The sequence below is a fragment of the Blastococcus sp. SYSU D00820 genome, assembly GCF_054050695.1.
The window spans coordinates 38046-54011 of the sequence record NZ_JBJGZW010000024.1 but is presented as its reverse complement, the minus strand read 5'-3'; the positions used below and the strand labels follow the sequence as shown (position 1 = coordinate 54011).

The 15966-nt window shown below is 75.6% G+C and carries 16 protein-coding genes; 8 read left to right on the top strand and 8 right to left on the bottom strand.

The genetic code is table 11. The features are described from left to right. The first annotated feature begins 84 nt into the window (after positions 1-84). A complete protein-coding gene (locus tag ACI79R_RS19970; protein WP_456575413.1) occupies positions 85-561 on the top strand; it encodes an ArsI/CadI family heavy metal resistance metalloenzyme in 477 nt (158 codons plus the stop codon). Positions 562-592: 31 nt separating this feature from the next. Continuing rightward, entirely contained in the window at positions 593-1537 is a 945-nt protein-coding gene (locus ACI79R_RS19965; RefSeq protein WP_456575412.1) for a hypothetical protein, read from the top strand. 7 nt (positions 1538-1544) lie between these two features. Here ACI79R_RS19965 and ACI79R_RS19960 read toward each other — a convergent pair whose 3' ends face one another. Next, positions 1545-2069 carry a DinB family protein gene (locus ACI79R_RS19960; RefSeq protein ID WP_456575411.1) on the bottom strand — a complete coding sequence of 175 codons (525 nt, stop codon included), beginning with the start codon at positions 2067-2069 and terminating at the stop codon, positions 1545-1547. Positions 2070-2160: 91 nt separating this feature from the next. Between ACI79R_RS19960 and ACI79R_RS19955 the strand changes: the two genes are divergently transcribed. Both ACI79R_RS19955 and ACI79R_RS19950 read left to right on the top strand, forming a co-directional pair. After that, positions 2161-3138 carry a helix-turn-helix transcriptional regulator gene (locus ACI79R_RS19955; protein ID WP_456575410.1) on the top strand — a complete coding sequence of 326 codons (978 nt, stop codon included), beginning with the start codon at positions 2161-2163 and terminating at the stop codon, positions 3136-3138. A 9-nt stretch (positions 3139-3147) separates the two neighbouring features. After that, positions 3148-3954: an SDR family oxidoreductase gene (locus ACI79R_RS19950; protein WP_456575409.1), complete on the top strand. Its 807-nt coding sequence runs from the start codon at positions 3148-3150 to the stop codon at positions 3952-3954. A gap of 12 nt (positions 3955-3966) precedes the next feature. Here the strand turns inward: ACI79R_RS19950 and ACI79R_RS19945 are convergent, their stop codons facing one another. After that, positions 3967-4893 (bottom strand): GGDEF domain-containing protein, encoded by a 927-nt coding sequence (locus ACI79R_RS19945; protein ID WP_456575408.1) that lies wholly within the window; start codon positions 4891-4893, stop codon positions 3967-3969. A 197-nt stretch (positions 4894-5090) separates the two neighbouring features. Between ACI79R_RS19945 and ACI79R_RS19940 the strand changes: the two genes are divergently transcribed. Genes ACI79R_RS19940 through ACI79R_RS19930 form a run of 3 tightly spaced genes read left to right on the top strand, consistent with a single transcriptional unit; the run spans position 5091 to position 7747 of the window. Beyond that, complete coding sequence (locus tag ACI79R_RS19940; protein WP_456575407.1) at positions 5091-6230, top strand: carboxylate-amine ligase; 1140 nt, start codon at positions 5091-5093, stop codon at positions 6228-6230. 43 nt (positions 6231-6273) lie between these two features. Then, the gene (locus tag ACI79R_RS19935) at positions 6274-7065 is read left to right on the top strand and encodes an SDR family NAD(P)-dependent oxidoreductase (RefSeq protein WP_456575406.1); all 792 of its coding nucleotides are present in this window, start codon (positions 6274-6276) and stop codon (positions 7063-7065) included. A 10-nt stretch (positions 7066-7075) separates the two neighbouring features. Next, on the top strand, positions 7076-7747 hold the full coding sequence (locus tag ACI79R_RS19930) for an alpha/beta hydrolase (protein ID WP_456575405.1): 672 nt from the start codon (positions 7076-7078) through the stop codon (positions 7745-7747). Between the two features lie 46 nt (positions 7748-7793). Here ACI79R_RS19930 and ACI79R_RS19925 read toward each other — a convergent pair whose 3' ends face one another. Next, complete coding sequence (locus ACI79R_RS19925) at positions 7794-9215, bottom strand: NAD(P)/FAD-dependent oxidoreductase (RefSeq protein ID WP_456575404.1); 1422 nt, start codon at positions 9213-9215, stop codon at positions 7794-7796. Positions 9216-9335: 120 nt separating this feature from the next. Between ACI79R_RS19925 and ACI79R_RS19920 the strand changes: the two genes are divergently transcribed. After that, a complete protein-coding gene (locus tag ACI79R_RS19920; protein ID WP_456575403.1) occupies positions 9336-9986 on the top strand; it encodes an alpha/beta fold hydrolase in 651 nt (216 codons plus the stop codon). Positions 9987-10003: 17 nt separating this feature from the next. Here the strand turns inward: ACI79R_RS19920 and ACI79R_RS19915 are convergent, their stop codons facing one another. From ACI79R_RS19915 to ACI79R_RS19895, 5 genes are all read right to left on the bottom strand, one after another. Then, positions 10004-10861, bottom strand: a complete 858-nt coding sequence (locus ACI79R_RS19915; RefSeq protein ID WP_456575402.1) for a sugar phosphate isomerase/epimerase family protein — start codon at positions 10859-10861, stop codon at positions 10004-10006. Positions 10862-10957: 96 nt separating this feature from the next. Beyond that, the gene (locus ACI79R_RS19910) at positions 10958-12172 is read right to left on the bottom strand and encodes a substrate-binding domain-containing protein (protein ID WP_456575401.1); all 1215 of its coding nucleotides are present in this window, start codon (positions 12170-12172) and stop codon (positions 10958-10960) included. A 69-nt stretch (positions 12173-12241) separates the two neighbouring features. Further along, a complete protein-coding gene (locus ACI79R_RS19905; RefSeq protein ID WP_456575400.1) occupies positions 12242-13357 on the bottom strand; it encodes an ABC transporter permease in 1116 nt (371 codons plus the stop codon). Continuing rightward, positions 13354-14454, bottom strand: coding sequence for an ABC transporter permease (locus ACI79R_RS19900; protein WP_456575399.1), 1101 nt, complete (start codon positions 14452-14454; stop codon positions 13354-13356). Before ACI79R_RS19900 ends, ACI79R_RS19905 begins: the two co-directional genes overlap by 4 nt. Continuing rightward, positions 14451-15956 (bottom strand): sugar ABC transporter ATP-binding protein, encoded by a 1506-nt coding sequence (locus ACI79R_RS19895; protein WP_456575398.1) that lies wholly within the window; start codon positions 15954-15956, stop codon positions 14451-14453. Before ACI79R_RS19895 ends, ACI79R_RS19900 begins: the two co-directional genes overlap by 4 nt. Between the last annotated feature and the right edge of the window lie 10 nt (positions 15957-15966).

The window sequence follows — 15966 nt, the reverse complement described above, 5'->3', positions numbered from 1 at the left end:
GTCGGTCATATTGACAGACGTCGATATGGAGGGCCACCCTCCCCGGACATCGACGTCCGTCGATGTCGTTCCGAGGAGGTTCCCGTGTCCCGTGTCCAGCTCGCCCTCCGCGTCGCCGATCTCGACGCCGCCGTCGACTTCTACCGCCGCCTCTTCGGCGCGGCGCCGGCCAAGCGCCGCCCCGGGTACGCCAACTTCGCCCTCGACGAGCCGCCGCTGAAGCTGGTCCTCCTCGAGGGGGAGCCCGGGCGGCCGACGGCGCTGGACCACCTCGGCGTCGAGGTGCCGGCGCCGGCCGACGTCGCCGCGGCGGCCGGGCGGCTGGCCGGGGAGGGGCTGGCCACGCGCGTCGAGGAGGGGACGACGTGCTGCTACGCCGTCCAGGACAAGGTCTGGGTGACCGCCCCCGGCGGTGAGCCCTGGGAGGTCTACGCCGTGACCGGCGACGCCCGGCCCGACCTCGAGGGGGTGCGGGAGGCGCCGCGCGGGCCCGCTCCCGACGACGGCAGCTGCTGCGACGCGTCGTGCTGCCTGCCCGCGGGTGCTACGAACGCGGGGTGACCGGCCGCCGGCCGGCGAGGGGAGGCGCCGCGTGGAGCTCGAGGAGGTCGCCGACGAGCTGTACGAGGTGCCGCCGGAGGAGTTCGTCGCCGTCCGCACCGAGCGGCAGCAGCAGGCGCGGGCCGAGGGTGACCGCGCGCTGGCCAAGGCGATCGGTGCCCTGCCCAAGCCGTCGACGGCGGCCTGGGTGTGCAACCTGCTGGTGCGGGCGCACCGCGAGGAGATCGAGTCGCTGATCGAGCTCGGCGACCTGCTGCGGGAGGCGCAGGACAGCCTGGCCGGCGACCAGCTGCGCGCGCTGAACCGCCAGCGCTCGCAGCTGCTGTCGGCGCTGACCCGGCAGGCCTCGGTGCGGGCCCGCGAGCGCGGCCACGCGGTGAGCACCGCCGTCGCCGGGCAGGTCGAGGAGACGCTGCGGGCCGCGCTGGCCGACCCCGAGGCCGGCGCGGCCCTCCTCGAGGGCCGGCTCACCTCGCCGATGAGCTACAGCGGGCTCGGCGGCGTCACCGGCATCTCCCGCCCGCACCTGGAGCTGGTGCCCGAGCCCCCGCCGCGCGAGCGGCGCGCCCCGGCCCGCGCCCCGCGCGCCGATCCCGACCGGCGGGCCCGCGAGGAGGCCGAGCGGCGGGCCCGCGAGGAGGAGGCCCGGCGCGCGGCCGAGGAGCAGCGGCGCCGGGAGCTGGCCGAGGCCCGGGCGGCGGTCGAGGAGGCCGAGGCCCTGGCCGCCGAGGCGGAGGAGGCCGCGGAGGAGGAGCGCCGGTCGGTCGCCGAGCTGGACCGGCGGCGGACCGCCGCCCGGGAGCGGGTCGAGGAGCTCGCCGCCGAGCTCGAGCGGGCCGAGCAGGCGGCGACCGACGCCGCGACCGAGCTCAAGCGGGCCGAGCGGCGCCGTGCCACGGCCGATCGGTCGGCCCGCGACGCCGCGGCCGCCCTCGAGCGGGCCCGCGAGCGGCTGGCCGGGCTCGAGGACGGCTGAGCGCCGCTCACCCCATCGTCTTCTGCCCGTCGATGGACTCCCGCAGGATGTCGGCGTGCCCGGCGTGCTGGGCGGTCTCCGCGACGATGTGCAGGAACACCCGCCGCGCGGTGCGGGTCGCGCCCGGCTCGAACCACGGGGCCTCCGGCAGCGGGTGCGCCGCGTCGAGGTCGGGAAGGGTGGCGACCAGCTCGTCGGTGCGGCGGGCGACCTCCTCGTAGTGCTCGAGGATGCCGGCCAGCGTCTCGCCCGGCAGCATCCGGAACTCGTCGGCCCACGCCTGGAACCCGGCGTCGTCGGTGGGGGTGGCCATCGCCTCGGTGCCCTCGACGACGAACCGCGCCCAGCCGGCCTCGGTGTGCGCGACGTGCTTGACCAGGCCGCCGAGGGTCAGCTCGCTGGCCGTCGGGCGCAGCCGGGCCTGCTCGTCGGTCAGGCCCTGGACGGTGTGCCGCAGGAAGTGCCGGTGCGCGCGCAGCGTCTCCAGCAGGTCGGCGCGCTCGGTGGCCAGGGTGGCGGTGGAGGTGCTCATGGGGAGTGCCTTCCGTCGTCGGGATCCGGTGCACCCATGCTCCCGGCCATCGGCGACAGATCCTGACCGCAATGGGCGAGAATCTCGATCCGTGTCCGACACCAGCAGCCGCACGCTGCACCTGCTCGACCTCCTCCAGGGCCGCCGGCACTGGCCCGGTGCCGAGCTGGCCGGCCGGCTCGGCGTCTCGCTGCGCACGCTCCGGCGGGACGTCGACCGGCTGCGCGACCTCGGCTACCCGGTCGAGGCCGCCCCCGGGGTGGCCGGCGGCTACCGGCTGGCGGCCGGCGCGGCGCTGCCCCCGCTGGTGCTCGACGACGACGAGGCCGTCGCGCTGACCGTCGGCCTGCACACGGCGGCGCAGGCCGCGGTCGCCGGCATGGGGGAGTCGGCGGTGCGGGCGCTGGCCAAGGTGGTGCCGGTGCTCCCGCCCCGGCTGCGCCGGCGGGCCGACGCCCTGCGCGCGGTCACCGTCGCCGCGCCGTGGCCCGGCGGCGGGCCGACCGTCGATCCCGGCGTCCTGACCACCGTGGCCTCGGCCTGCCGCGACACCGAGCGGCTGGCCTTCGGCTACACCGCCGGTGACGGCACGGCCTCCGAGCGCCTGGTCGAGCCGTTCCGGCTGGTGCCGCTCGGCCGCCGCTGGTACCTGGTCGCCTACGACCTGCACCGCGGCGACTGGCGCAGCTTCCGGCTCGACCGGCTCGCCGGCCCGCGGTCCACCGGCGCCCGGTTCGCCCCCCGCCCGCTGCCGGCCGAGGACGCCGCCGCCTTCGTCCGCGCCGGCATGACGTGGCGCTCGACCACGGTGGTGGAGGCCGACGTGCGCGCACCGGCGGAGGAGGTGCGGGCACGGATCGGCCGCTGGGCCGCGGTGGAGGACGACGGCACGGGGGGCTGCCGGGTGCGGATGGAGTCCGATGCCCTCGAGTGGGCGGTGTTCGCCCTCGGCGGGCTGGGCGCGGAGTTCGCCGTCGTCGCGCCGCCGGAGTTCGCCGCGGAGCTGCGGAGCTGGGCCGGGCGGCTGGCGCGCGCCGCTGCGGCTGCGGAGGAGTCCGGCGCTCCCTAGCGTGGGCCCATGGCAGCGGAGCCGGCGCGGGTCGCCGTCGTCACGGGGTCGGAGTCGGGCATCGGGCGGGCGGTCGCGGTCGCCCTGGCCGAGCAGGGCTGCGACGTGGGGGTGACCTGGTACCGCGACGAGGCCGCGGGCGCGGCCACCGCCGAGCAGGTGCGGGCCCTGGGCCGGCGGGCCGAGCTGCGCCACCTGGATCTCACCCGGCTGCCGGAGGCGGCCGACGTCGTCGACGAGCTCGCCGACGCCCTCGGCGGCCTGGACGTGCTGGTCAACGACGCCGGCACCGGGCACATGACGCCGTTGCTGGAGCTGGACCTGGCCACGTGGCGCGAGGTGCTGGCCACCGACCTCGACGGGGCGTTCCTCTGCCTGCAGCGCGCCGCGCGGCGCATGGTGGCCGCCGGCCGGGGCGGGCGGATCGTGAACATCACCAGCGTGCACGAGCACGCGCCGCGGGTCGGCGCGGCCGCCTACTGCGCGGCGAAGGGCGGGCTGGGGCTGCTGACGCGGGTCGCCGCGCTGGAGCTGGCCGAGCACGGCATCACGGTCAACGCGGTCGCGCCCGGGGAGATCGCCACGGCGATGACCGGCCAGGAGGACGAGGACCCGACGGCGCCCGGGCACGAGCGCCCCGGCGTGCCGCTGCGGCGGCCGGGCGACGCCCGGGAGGTCGCGGCCACCGTGGCCTTCCTGGCCTCGCCGGCGGCCGGCTACGTCACCGGCGCGTCGTGGGCCGTGGACGGCGGCATGCTGCAGATGGGCCCCATGGCCGGCTCGCACCTGGACAGCGACGACTGGCGGCGCGGCTGAGGCGGTCCGCGGTCAGCGGATGCGGCTGCGCTTGTGGCGGTAGAGGTCCTCGTCGGCGCGGACCAGGACGTCGTGCAGGCTGTCCTCGGGCCGGGCGGTGGCGGTACCCGCAGACCACGCCGCCGGGTGGCTGGCGTGCAGCCGGGTGAGCAGCTCGCCGGCCGACCGTGCGTCGGTGCCGGGCAGGCACAGCACGAACTCGTCGCCGCCGTAGCGGCCGAGCAGGTCGGCGCCGCGCAGCTCGCCGCTCCACTGCCGGGCCAGCGACTGCAGCAGCAGGTCGCCGGCGCTGTGCCCGTCCTCGTCGTTGATCTCCTTGAACCCGTCGAGGTCGAGGACGGCGACGGTCAGCGGCTCGCCGGTGCGCGCCGCGTGCGCCAGGCTGCGGGCGGCCTCGGCCTCCCAGGCGCGGCGGTTGGCGAGGCCGGTGAGCGGATCGGTGGCCGCGGCGGTGTGCAGCCGGCCGGCGATCCGCGCCTGCGCCTCGGCCATGGCCGCGGTGCTGACCACCACGGCGATCCACGCGTTGGCGAAGCCGCCGGGGGCCGCCGCGGCCGCCCCGGCGGTGGTCATGGCCAGCAGCAGCCCGACGTGCACGCGGGCCGCCGGTGCGCTGAGGAAGTGGGCGGCGAAGAAGCCGATCGCCACCATGGCCGGGCTCAGCCCGACGATGCCGACGGCGGTCGCCGAGCGCCAGGCCAGCAGCGCGATCAGCGCCGAGACGAGGAAGACCGCGGCGTGCACGCCGGTGGTGGAGAGCCGGTGGCGCAGCGCCGCCAGCAGGGCGGCCCCGCCGAAGCCGACGGCGGCCAGCGCCCAGAGCAGCGCCACGGGGGTGCGCGAGGACATCGGCGACATCGCGCCGCCGGCGCAGAGCGCGCCGCTCACCGCGTACAGCAGGGCGAGCAGGCCGACGCCCGCGGGCCGGTCCCCGTCCATGTCCTGCTCCTCCCGTCGGTCGCTGGCAACATCGGCAGCACCCAGGGACTGCCCAACCCGCGGCGGGTCCATCCCGCTCCAACGGGGGAGACCGGCGCCGCGACGCGTGTGGCCCGCGGGGTCGCGACCGGCGCCCCGGCCGCCGTAGCGTCGGCGGGCGAGCGAACCGCCGGCCACCCCCTTCCCCGGGAGCGAGCGTGGAGACTGCAACCCCCTCCGGTCGTCCCCGACCCGCTCCCGAGGCGGGCGCCACCCTGGGCGTCGAGGAGGAGTACCACCTGGTCCACCCGGAGACGTTCGCGCTGAGCAGCAGTTCCGGATTGGTCGCCGACGCGCTCGCCGGCCGGGCCGGCGGGCGGCTGCACGCCGAGATCAGCACCACCCAGCTGGAGACCGTCACCGGCGTGTGCCGGACGCTGGCCGAGGTGCGCGCCGAGCTGGCGGCCGCCCGCGCCGAGGCCGCCGCGGCGGCGGGCCGGGCCGGGCTGGTGCTGCTGCCGGCCTCCACGCACCCGTTCAGCACCTGGCGCGAGCAGCAGGTCACCGACGGCCCGCGCTACACGGCGATGGTGACCCGGTGGGCGGCGCTCGCCCGCGAGCAGGACATCTGCGGCTGCCACGTGCACGTCGGCGTCCCCGACCTGGCGACCGCGGTCGCCGTCCTCGACCACGCCCGGCCGCACCTGCCGGTGCTGCTGGCCATGACCGGCAGCTCGCCGCTGCACGAGGGCGTCGACACCGGCTACGACAGCTTCCGCACCCAGATCTGGTCGCGCTGGCCGGTCGCCGGACCGCCGGAGCGGCTCGGGACGGCGCAGCGCTACCGGGAGGTCGTGGACGGGCTGGTCGCCTCCGGCGTCATCGGCGACGCCTCCCACCTGTACTGGGACCTGCGCCCGTCGGCGCACCTGCCGACCCTGGAGTTCCGGCTGGCCGACGTCTGCACCAGCCTGGACGACGCCGTCCTGCACGCCGCCCTCGTGCGCTCGCTGGTGCGGGTGCTCGCCGGGCGGGTGCAGCGGGGCGAGCCGCCGCCCGACCCCCGGCCCGAGCTGCTGCGGGCGGCGCGCTGGCGGGCCGCCCGGCACGGCCTGACCGGCGAGCTGTTCGACCCGGTGCGCGGCGTGCTGGTGCCGGCCGTCGACGCGGTGCGGGCGCTGCTGGACGAGCTGGCCGCGGACCTCGCCCGCCACGGGGAGGACGGCGAGGTGGCCGCGCTGGCCGAGCAGCTGCTGGCCCGCGGCACCTCGGCGACCCGGCAGCGGGCGGTGCTGCGGCGCACCGGCGACCCGCGGGCGGTGGCCGCGGCGGTGGTGCGGGAGGGCGCGGCCGGGTGAGCCCGAGGCGTGCTCCCGCGGACCCGCGGGTACCGGAGCCGCCATGACCTCCCCGAACCCCCTCGCCCTCGTGACCGGCGCCTCCAGCGGCATCGGCCTGGAGCTCGCCCGGCAGTTCGCCCGCAACGGCTTCGACCTCGTGATCGCCGCCGAGGACCTCGAACTGGCCTCCGCCGCCGAGCAGCTGCGCAGCGAGGGCGTGTCCGTCGCGCCGGTGCAGGTCGACCTGCGCACGCACCAGGGCGTCGACACCCTGTACGCCGCGGTCACCGCCACCGGCCGGCCGCTGGCCGCGGCGGCGCTCAACGCCGGCGTGGGGGAGGGCGGCGCCTTCGTCGACAACGACATCGCCGACGAGCAGGCCATCATCGACCTGAACGTGACCTCGACCGTCCGGCTGGCCAAGCACGTCGTCCGGGAGATGGCCGGGCGGGGCGAGGGGCGGGTGCTGATCACCTCGTCGATCGCCTCGACGATGCCCGGCCCGTACCAGGCCGTCTACAACGCCTCGAAGTCCTTCCTGCAGTCCTTCGCCGAGGCGCTGGCAACCGAGCTGCGCGACACCGGGGTCACCGTCACCTCGCTCATGCCCGGCCCGACCGACACCGAGTTCTTCGACCGCGGCGACCTCGAGGACACCAAGCTCGGCCAGGGCCCGAAGGACGACCCGGCCCAGGTGGCCGAGCAGGGCTTCGCGGCGCTCATGGCCGGCAAGGACAAGGTGGTCGCGGGCTCGCTGCTCACCAAGGCGCAGGCCGCGGCGAACTCGGTGCTGCCCGACAAGCTGAAGTCCGCGGCGCACTCGAAGATGGCCGAGCCCGGCTCGGCCGGCTGAGCGGGATCCGGTGCGCAGGGCGGCGGAGGGCCGGCTGGACAGCCGCCCGTCGGCCACCCCGGCCGGCCCACCCCTCCCGCCGGGGACCTCGGCCCTCGACCTCGGGGCGGTCGCCGATGCGCTCGTCGTGGTGCCGGAGGGCCGGCCGGCGCCGCGGCCGCTGCTGGTCTTCTGCCACGGCGCCGGCGGCACGGCCCAGCAGAGCGTCGCCGCGGTCGCCGACGTCGCGGGCCGGCGCGGGGTGACCGTGCTCGCCACCAGCTCGCGCGCCTCGACCTGGGACCTGATCGCCGGCGGTCCGGGCCGCGACGTCGCCGTCCTCGACGCCGCACTGGGCGCGGTGTTCGACCGGGAGCCGGTCGCCCGGGTGGGGCTCGGCGGGTTCTCCGACGGCGCGTCGTACGCGCTGTCGATGGGGCTGGCCAACGGCGACCTGTTCGAGGCGGTGCTGGCGTTCTCGCCCGGGTTCGCGGCGCCCCCGCGGCAGCGGGGCCGGCCCCGGATCTGGATCTCGCACGGCGTGGCCGACCGGGTGCTCCCGGTCGACCGGTGCGGGCGCCGGGTGGTGCAGACCCTGACCGGCGCCGGTTACGAGGTGACCTACGACGAGTTCGACGGCGGGCACGTGGTGACCCCGGAACTGGTCGGCGCGGCCCTGGAGAGCTGGCTGGGCCCGGCCTGAGCGGTGTGCTCGGGCCGGGCCCAGGGCTCGGACGGCCGGGGAGCGGCTAGGCCGAGCGGCGCTCGGTGACGTCCTCGGTCGGCTGCGCCGCGGCGTGCGGACCGCCGGTCTTGGAGACCGAGAAGTCCGGCCCCAGCTGCTCCAGGGCCAGCCGGCCGTAGACCTGCTGCTGGGTGGCCACCCGCTGGGACCGGCCGCGGCCCAGGAAGCTGACCAGCCAGTGCAGCACCGTGGTGACCCGGCTCTTGAAGCCGACGATGTACATGAGGTGCACGACCAGCCAGAGCACCCAGGCGATGAAGCCCTCGAACTTGAACTTCCCGATGTCGGCGACCGCGGAGAACCGCGAGATCGTCGCCATCGAGCCCTTGTCGAAGTAGGAGAACGGCTTCTGGGCGGGCTTGCCGGCCAGCCGCCGCTTGATGGCCTCGGCGGCGTACTTGCCGCCCTGGATGGCCACCTGCGCGACGCCGGGCAGCCGGTCCAGGCTCATCATGTCGCCGACCACGTGCACCTCGGGGTGCCCGGGGAGGGTGAGGTCGGGCTGGACGGAGACCCGCCCGGCGCGGTCGACCTCGGCGCCGGACTGCTCGCCCAGCATCTTGCCCAGCGGAGAGGCCTGGACGCCGGCCGCCCAGATCTTGGTGGCGGCCTCGATGCGGCGGACCGTGCCGTCGCCGTCCTTGACCGACAGGCCGTTGGCGTCGACGCCGGTGACCATCGCCCCGAGCTGCACCTCGACGCCGATCTTGTTCAGCTGCCGGCGGCCGCGGTCGCCGAGCTTCTCGCCGAAGGAGGGCAGCACCTTGGGTGCGGCGTCCAGCAGGATGATCCGCGCCTGGGCCGGGTCGATCGAGCGGAAGTCGCGGCGCAGCGTGCGGTGCGCGAGCTCGGCGATCTGGCCGGCCATCTCGACCCCGGTGGGGCCGGCGCCGACGACGACGAACGTGAGCAGCCGGTCGATCTCGGCCTGGTCGGTGGCGAGCTCGGCCAGCTCGAAGGCGCCGAAGATGCGCCCGCGCAGCTCCAGGGCGTCGTCGATGCTCTTCATGCCGGGGGCGAACTCGGCGAAGTGGTCGTTGCCGAAGTAGGACTGGCCCGCGCCCGCGGCGACGATCAGCTCGTCGTAGGCGTGCACGGTGCGCCGGCCCAGCACGGTGGAGGTGACCGTCTGCGCGGCCAGGTCGATGTCGACGACCTCGCCCAGCACCACCCGGGCGTTGCGCTGGCTGCGCAGGATCTCGCGGGTCGCCGGGGCGATCTCGCCCTCGGAGAGGATCCCGGTGGCCACCTGGTAGAGCAGGGGCTGGAACAGGTGGTGGCTGGTCTTGCCGATGATCGTGACGTCGACGTCGGCACGCTTGAGGGCCTTGGCGGCGAACAGCCCGCCGAAGCCGGTGCCCACGATGACGACACGCGGCCGCCCGGTCGGGTTGGCGCTGGTGTACGTCTCTCGTGATGTCGTCATGATGACCTCATCTTCCCACTCGCTGCTGCTCGTGCACGGCCGACCCGCAGGCGATCCGGGACACAGGAACCTCCTACCCACCGGACAGCGGCTCACGCAGGCCTCGGGTTGAGTGGGGACGTGCCCGACCTCCCCCTCCGGGTGGTGCTCGTCCCCGGCCTCGGGCTGGACGGGCGCTCCTCCGCGCGGCTGCGCGCGCTGCTGCCCGCCGACGTGGTCCTGCTGCCGGGGATGGGACGGCGCGCGCCGGTGCCCCCGCTCGACCGGCTGGCCGCGCAGCTGCGGGAGCGGCTGGGCCCGGGGCCGCTGGTGCTGGCCGGGCACTCGCAGAGCTGTCAGGTGGTGGCGGCCGCCGCGGCCGACCCGCGGGTGCGGGCCGTCGTGCTGCTCGGGCCGACCACCGATCCGCGGCTGCGCCGGCCCGGCGGGCTGGTGCGCCGCTGGCTGGGGACGGCGCTGCGCGAGCCCTGGTGGCAGGTGCCGCTGGTGCTGGCGCAGTGGCTGACCACCGGCCCGCGGGCGATGGCGGCGCTGTGGCGCGCGGCGGCGCCGGACGAGATCCGGCAACGGCTGGCCGCCGTGGCGGTGCCGGTGGTGGTCGTGCGCGGCACCCGCGACCGGCTGTGCGACGCCGGGTGGGCCGCGGCGGTGGCGGCGGCCGCGCCGCGCGGCCGGCTGGTGCAGGTGCCCGGGGCGGTGCACATGACGGTGCAGACCCACCCCGGCGCGGTCGCGGGCGTGCTGCGCGAGGTGGCCGCCGGAGCCGGCTGAGCCGGGGCGCCCACGGCTCAGCCGGCCGTCAGCCGCCGCAGGTGGGCGAGCCCGTCGACCGCGATGGCGTCCTGGGTGACGGCCAGCGGGCGCCAGATCGAGGCGGCGGTCGCGATGCTGGCGTTCTCCGCGGTGAACGACTCGATGCACAGCGGCCCGGCGTAGCCGGCGTCGTCGAGGGCCGCGAGGATCGCCGGCCAGTCGAGGTGGTCGGCCCCGGGGGCGCCGCGGTCGTTGGCGCAGACCTGCACGTGCGCGATCCGCGGCCCGGCGCGGCGGATCGCCGCGGACACGTCCTGCTCCTCGATGTTCATGTGGTACAGGTCCAGCAGCAGGCCGCAGCCCTCGACCGGCAGCGGGTCCAGCGCGTGCAAGGCCTGGTCGACGGTGTTGAGCACCGAGGTCTCGTACCGGTTGAGCGGCTCGACGCCCAGGCGCACGCCGGCGGCCAGGGCGTGGTCGACGACGGGGGACAGCGCGGTGGCCAGCTCGCCGTACGTGGCCTCGCGCTCGGCGGGGGTCATCCGCCAGGTGCGGCCGGTGGCCGCGTAGGCCGGCCCGCCCACGGCGGTCGCGCCGACGGCGTGCGCGGTGTCGACGACGCCGCGCAGGTAGTCCTGGGTGCGCCGCACGTCCGCCGGGTCGGCCGCGACGAGGTCCCGTCCCGGCGCCATCACCAGGCAGACGGTGGCGGTCAGGCCCAGGTCGTCCAGCAGGGCCCGGGCGCGCACCGGATCCCAGTCGCCGACGTCCTCGACGGGCAGCTCGATGACGTCGAAACCCCAGCCGCGCACCCGGGGGGCGAGCTCGGCCAGGGCCTCGTCGGTCAGGGGGGACGTCCACACCCACGTGTTGACGCCGATGCTCCGCTGCATCGCCGGGCCTCTCCTCGGTCCGTTGTCGGTCGTCCGACGGACGACCGCGGGGACGGGGCGCGTGCCCCGTCCCCGCGGCCGGTGTCGCCGCGTCGCTCAGTCGCGGTTGATCCAGGCGTCGGGGAAGCCCGGGAGGTCCTCGCCGCCGAACTTGGCGTAGTGCAGGCTGGGCATGTCCGCGTTGGCCTCGAGGAACTCGGCGAGGTCGTCCTCGGTGATCGGCTCCTGCGGCAGCACCCACTCGGAGGGCACCTGCTGGCCGGCGAGGATCTGCACGGCGGCGTGGATGGGCGTGCGCCACTGGAAGTTCGAGTAGACCGGCGCGATCGCGGTCATGCCGGTCTCCTCCCACTTGCGCAGGAAGCTCAGCTCGTCCTCGCCGACCATGACCGGGTAGTCCTGGCCCGCGTCCTCGAAGGCCTCGATCGCCGCCACGGCGCCGTCCCCGGCGTCCATCCAGATGCCGTCGACCTCGCCGCGCTGCAGGTACTGCGTGACGATGTCCTTGATCTGCGCGGCGTCGCCGCCGGTGAACTCGTCGCCGAGCACCTCCAGCTCGCTGTCGGCGAAGATCTCCTGCGCCGCGGCCCACCGGTTCTCCAGGACGTCGACGCCGGGGAGGATCCGCAGGGCCAGCACCGTGCTGCCGGGCTCGAGGTTCTCGACCAGGAACTCCGCGCCGTCGGCCCCGTAGGCGTAGCCGCCGATCGGGTGGATGAAGGTCACCGGGCAGTCGGTGTTGACGCCGCGGTCGAAGACGATCACCGGCGCGCCGCTGTCGCAGGCCGCCTCGACCGCGGGGGTGAGGGTGGCCGTGGTCGACGGCGAGATGATGATCGCGTCGCAGTCGCCGGAGCGGACGAACGCCTCGATGTCGGAGATCTGCTTGTTGTCGTCGTCCCCGGCGTCGGAGACGCGGAACTCACCGATCTGCCCGGACTCCTGGAAGACCTGCACCTGCTGCTGCATGGTGATGAAGCCGGTGACCCGCCAGGGGTTGGAGACCGAGGCGTTGGAGAAGCACACGGTCGCCGGCCCCCCGTCCGACGCGTACTGCGTGGTGTCGACCATCTCCGGCTCGATCGCCTGCAGCCACGGCTGGCTGGGGTCGCCCGTGGGCTCGATGTCGCGCTGGGCCAGCTGGCGCTCGTAGTCCTCCCGGACGAAGAACTCGCCCTCCGAGGCGCCCTCCCCGCCGCCGGAGGCGCTGCCCCCGGACCCGGCCGCATCGGTGGGCGCGTCGGTCGAGCACGCCGTCAGGACCAGGCTCGCCGCAGCGAGACAGGCGAGTGTCGTCTTGGTGCCGCGCAAGGTTCCTCCTCGGTGAGTCCGGCTCGGTCGAGCCGGTCGTGCGGGCGGTACGGGGTCGGGGACGGTGGGTCAGGGGGACGCGTCGCGTCCCGGGGCCGGACCGGCGGCGGAGGTCGCCGCGCGCGACGACGGGTCCGCCCCGGGGGTGTCCTCGGTGGGCACGTCCAGCGGCGGCGTCGCCGGCCGGAGGACGCCGGCCCGAGCGGCGTAGGCGACGGCGGCGATGATGATCACGCCCTGCAGCGCCGGCCGGGCCGTCGTGGGCAGGGCCAGCTGGGTGAACAGCCGCTCGATGGCCTGGTAGGTCAGGGCCCCGGCCATGGCGGCCACGACCCAGCCGCGGCCGCCGCCCAGGACGATGCCGCCGAGCACGACCGCGGTGATGGCGGTGAACTCGAGGCCCTGCCCGACCTGCGCGGTCACCCCGGCGAAGCCCCCGATGAGGATCGCGGCGATCGTCGCCAGGGTGCTGGAGAGGACGAACGCCGTCGTCCGGACCCGCCAGACGCGGACGCCGGAGAACTGCGCGGCCGTGGCGTTGTCACCGGCGGCCATCAGGGTGCGCCCGAACGGCGCCCGCATCAGCAGGACGGCGGCGACGCCGATCACGATCATCACGAGCAGCGCGTAGGGCAGCTGGCGGACCACCGGCAGGTCGATGCCGGTGCGGCCCCACTGCCGGAAGCTCTCCGACAGCGCCCCGGTCGGCGCCCCGCCGGTCCAGAACCGGACCGCGCCGGCGAGGATCAGCATCATCCCGAGGGTCGTGATGAACGACGGCACCCGGAGGACGGTGGTGATCAGCCCGTTGACCACGCCGACGAGGACGCCGAAGACCAGCATCAGCCCGATGACGCCCCACGTCCGGCTCTCCTCGCCGTCGATGAGCCGGGCCGCGATCACGACCTGGGCGCCGACGAGGCTGCCGACGGAGAGGTCGAACTCCCCGGACACGATCACGAAGTACTGGCCGATGGCGAGGATCACCAGGGGCGCCGCGGCCCGGAGGAACGCCATCAGCGACGGAGGCTCGGCGAAGGTCGGGTTGAGCACGGTGATCGCCACCAGGACGACCACCAGCAGGGCGAAGACCGTCGGCGTGCCGCCGCCGAAGAGGCGCAGCAGGGCCGAGCCCGCGGCCGACGAGCGTCGCGGCGTCCCGGTCGGTGCGGCGGTGGTGCTCATGGTCGGACCTCCGCGGACCGGTCGGTGGGCGCGGCGCCGGGTGCGGGCTCCGGGGGGTGCCCGCCCGGGCCGAAGCGGGCGAGGTTGCCGCGCCGGTCGATCTGACGCCGGGCGTAGATGGCGACGGCGATGATGATCACGAGGCCGCGGAGCACGTCGCGTACGAACGGGTCGATCTCGAGGATGCGGAAGATCGTGTCCAGCAGGGCCAGGATGAGGACGCCGGCGAGCGTGCCGGCGATGCCGCCGCGGCCGCCCATGAGCAGCGTGCCGCCGAGGACCACCGCCGCGATCGACTCCAGGTCGTAGCCGGCGCCGTAGATCTGGGCACCGACGCCGGTGCTGAACCGGGAGGCCAGCAGCAGCCCGGCCACGCCGGCGAGCGCGGCGGAGAGCACGTGCGCGACGACGAGGGTGCGGTCGGTGCGGATCCCCGACAGCCGGGCGACCTCGTCGTTGCCCCCGACGGCGAACATCGCGTAGCCGGTGCGGGTGCGCCGCAGGAAGACGGCGGCCGCGACGGCGAGGAGCAGCAGCACCGCGGTGGAGAGCGGGACGACCCCGATGCGGGTGTAGCCGAAGGCCTGGAAGGAGTCCGGGACCGCACCCGCGGGCCCCTGGTACCGGGTGTCGAGGTAGCCCTGGATGATCAGCGCCATCCCGAGGGTGGCGATGAACGGGTTCACCTTCAGCTTGGTGATGACCAGGCCGTTGACCAGGCCCACGGCGCAGGCCACGAGCAGCGCGGCGCCGATCCCGAGCACCAGGCGCCCTTCCTGCCCGGCCATCGTGGTGGCCCCGACCAGGCTGCTCAGGGCGGCCACGTAGCCGACCGACAGGTCCAGGCTCCGGCAGAGGATGACGAAGGTCTGCCCGATCGCGATGAACCCCAGCACGCTGGTGCGGGTCAGCATGTCGATCACGTTCGTGCCGGCGAGCAGGTTCTCCCCGGCGAGCCCGACCAGCACCGCGCCGACGACGGCGATGCCGGCGAAGGCCAACCAGATGATGCCGGTCGTGGTCAGCCGCGGCCGCCGGCTGCGCGGCCGGGCGGGGGCCGGGCCCTGCGCCGTCCCGGCCTGCTGGAGGGCGGTCACGCCGTCGCCCCGGCGGTCGCCGCCCCGGTGGCCAGGGCCATGACGGTCTCCTCGTCGGCCCCGCCCGGCACGGTGCCGGCGATCCGGCCGTCGTGGAGGACGACGATGCGGTCGGCCATGCCGATCAGCTCCGGCAGCTCCGAGGAGATCATCAGGATCGCCACGCCCTGCGCCGACAGCCGCCGCATCGCCTCGTAGACGGCGCGCTTGGCGCCCACGTCGATGCCCCGCGTCGGCTCGTCGAGCACGATCACGGCCGGATCGGTGACCAGCCACTTGGCCAGCACGACCTTCTGCTGGTTGCCGCCGGAGAGGTAGCGCACCTCGCGGCTGCCGCTCCGGGCCGTGAGCTGCAGGGAGGAGAGGATCCCGGGGACCGAGCGCGCCCGCGCCCGGCCCTGCCGGGGGAGCACGGCGTCGAGCACCAGCCGGGCGTTGGCGAGGATCGACTGGTTGAGCACGAGCCCCTCGGTCTTGCGGTCCTCGGTGACGAGCGCGAGGCCGGCCCGCACCGCCTGGCGGGGGGAGCGGGGGGAGACCTGCGTGCCGTCGATGCGGACCTCGCCCCGGGTGAAGGGGGCGATGCCGAACAGGGCGTGCGCGATCTCGGTGCGGCCGCTGCCCTGCAGGCCGGCGAGGCCGACGATCTCGCCGGCGCGCACCTCCAGGTCGATGCCGTCGACGGAGGCGTTCCCGCCGCCGCGCACGGACAGGCGCACCGGGCCGGTGCGCGCGTCCGGCTCCTTGTCGGGGAAGTAGCCGCCGAGGTCCCGGCCGACCATCTTGCGGACGAGGTCGTCGGGGGTGATGTCCCGGGCGTGGACGGTGTCGACGAGGGAGCCGTCCTTGAGGACGGTGATCCGGTCGCAGAGGTCGAAGATCTCCTTCAGGCGGTGCGAGACGTACAGGACGGCGATGCCGCGGTCCTGCAGGGTCCGGACCAGGCGGTAGAGCAGCGCGACCTCGTGCTCGGCGAGGGCAGCGGTGGGCTCGTCCATGGAGATGACGCGGGCCTCGTGGGAGAGCGCCTTGACGATCTCGACCACCTGCTGCTCGGCCACCGAGAGCGACCGCACCGGGGTCCGCGGGGAGATGCCCGAGACGCCGAGGTCGGCCAGCAGCGCCTCGGCGTCCCGGTCCATGCGGCGGACGTCGACCAGGCCGCGCCGGCGGGGCTCCCGCCCCAGGAAGACGTTCTCCGCGACGGTCCGCTCGGGGAGGAGGTTGAACTCCTGGAAGACGGTGGAGATGCCCAGGTGCTGGGCCTCGAGCGGGTTGCTGAGCCGGATCGGCCGGCCGTCGAGGGTCACGGTGCCGGCGTCGGCGGGGTGCACCCCGGCCAGGATCTTCATGAGCGTGGACTTGCCCGCGCCGTTCTCGCCCACCAGCGCGTGCACCTCGCCGGCGTGCAGGTCGAGGTCGACGCCGTGGAGCACCTCGACGCCGAAGAAGGACTTGCTGATGCCCCGCATCTGCACCAGCGGAGCGGTCGGTGCGGTCATGCGGCCCCCT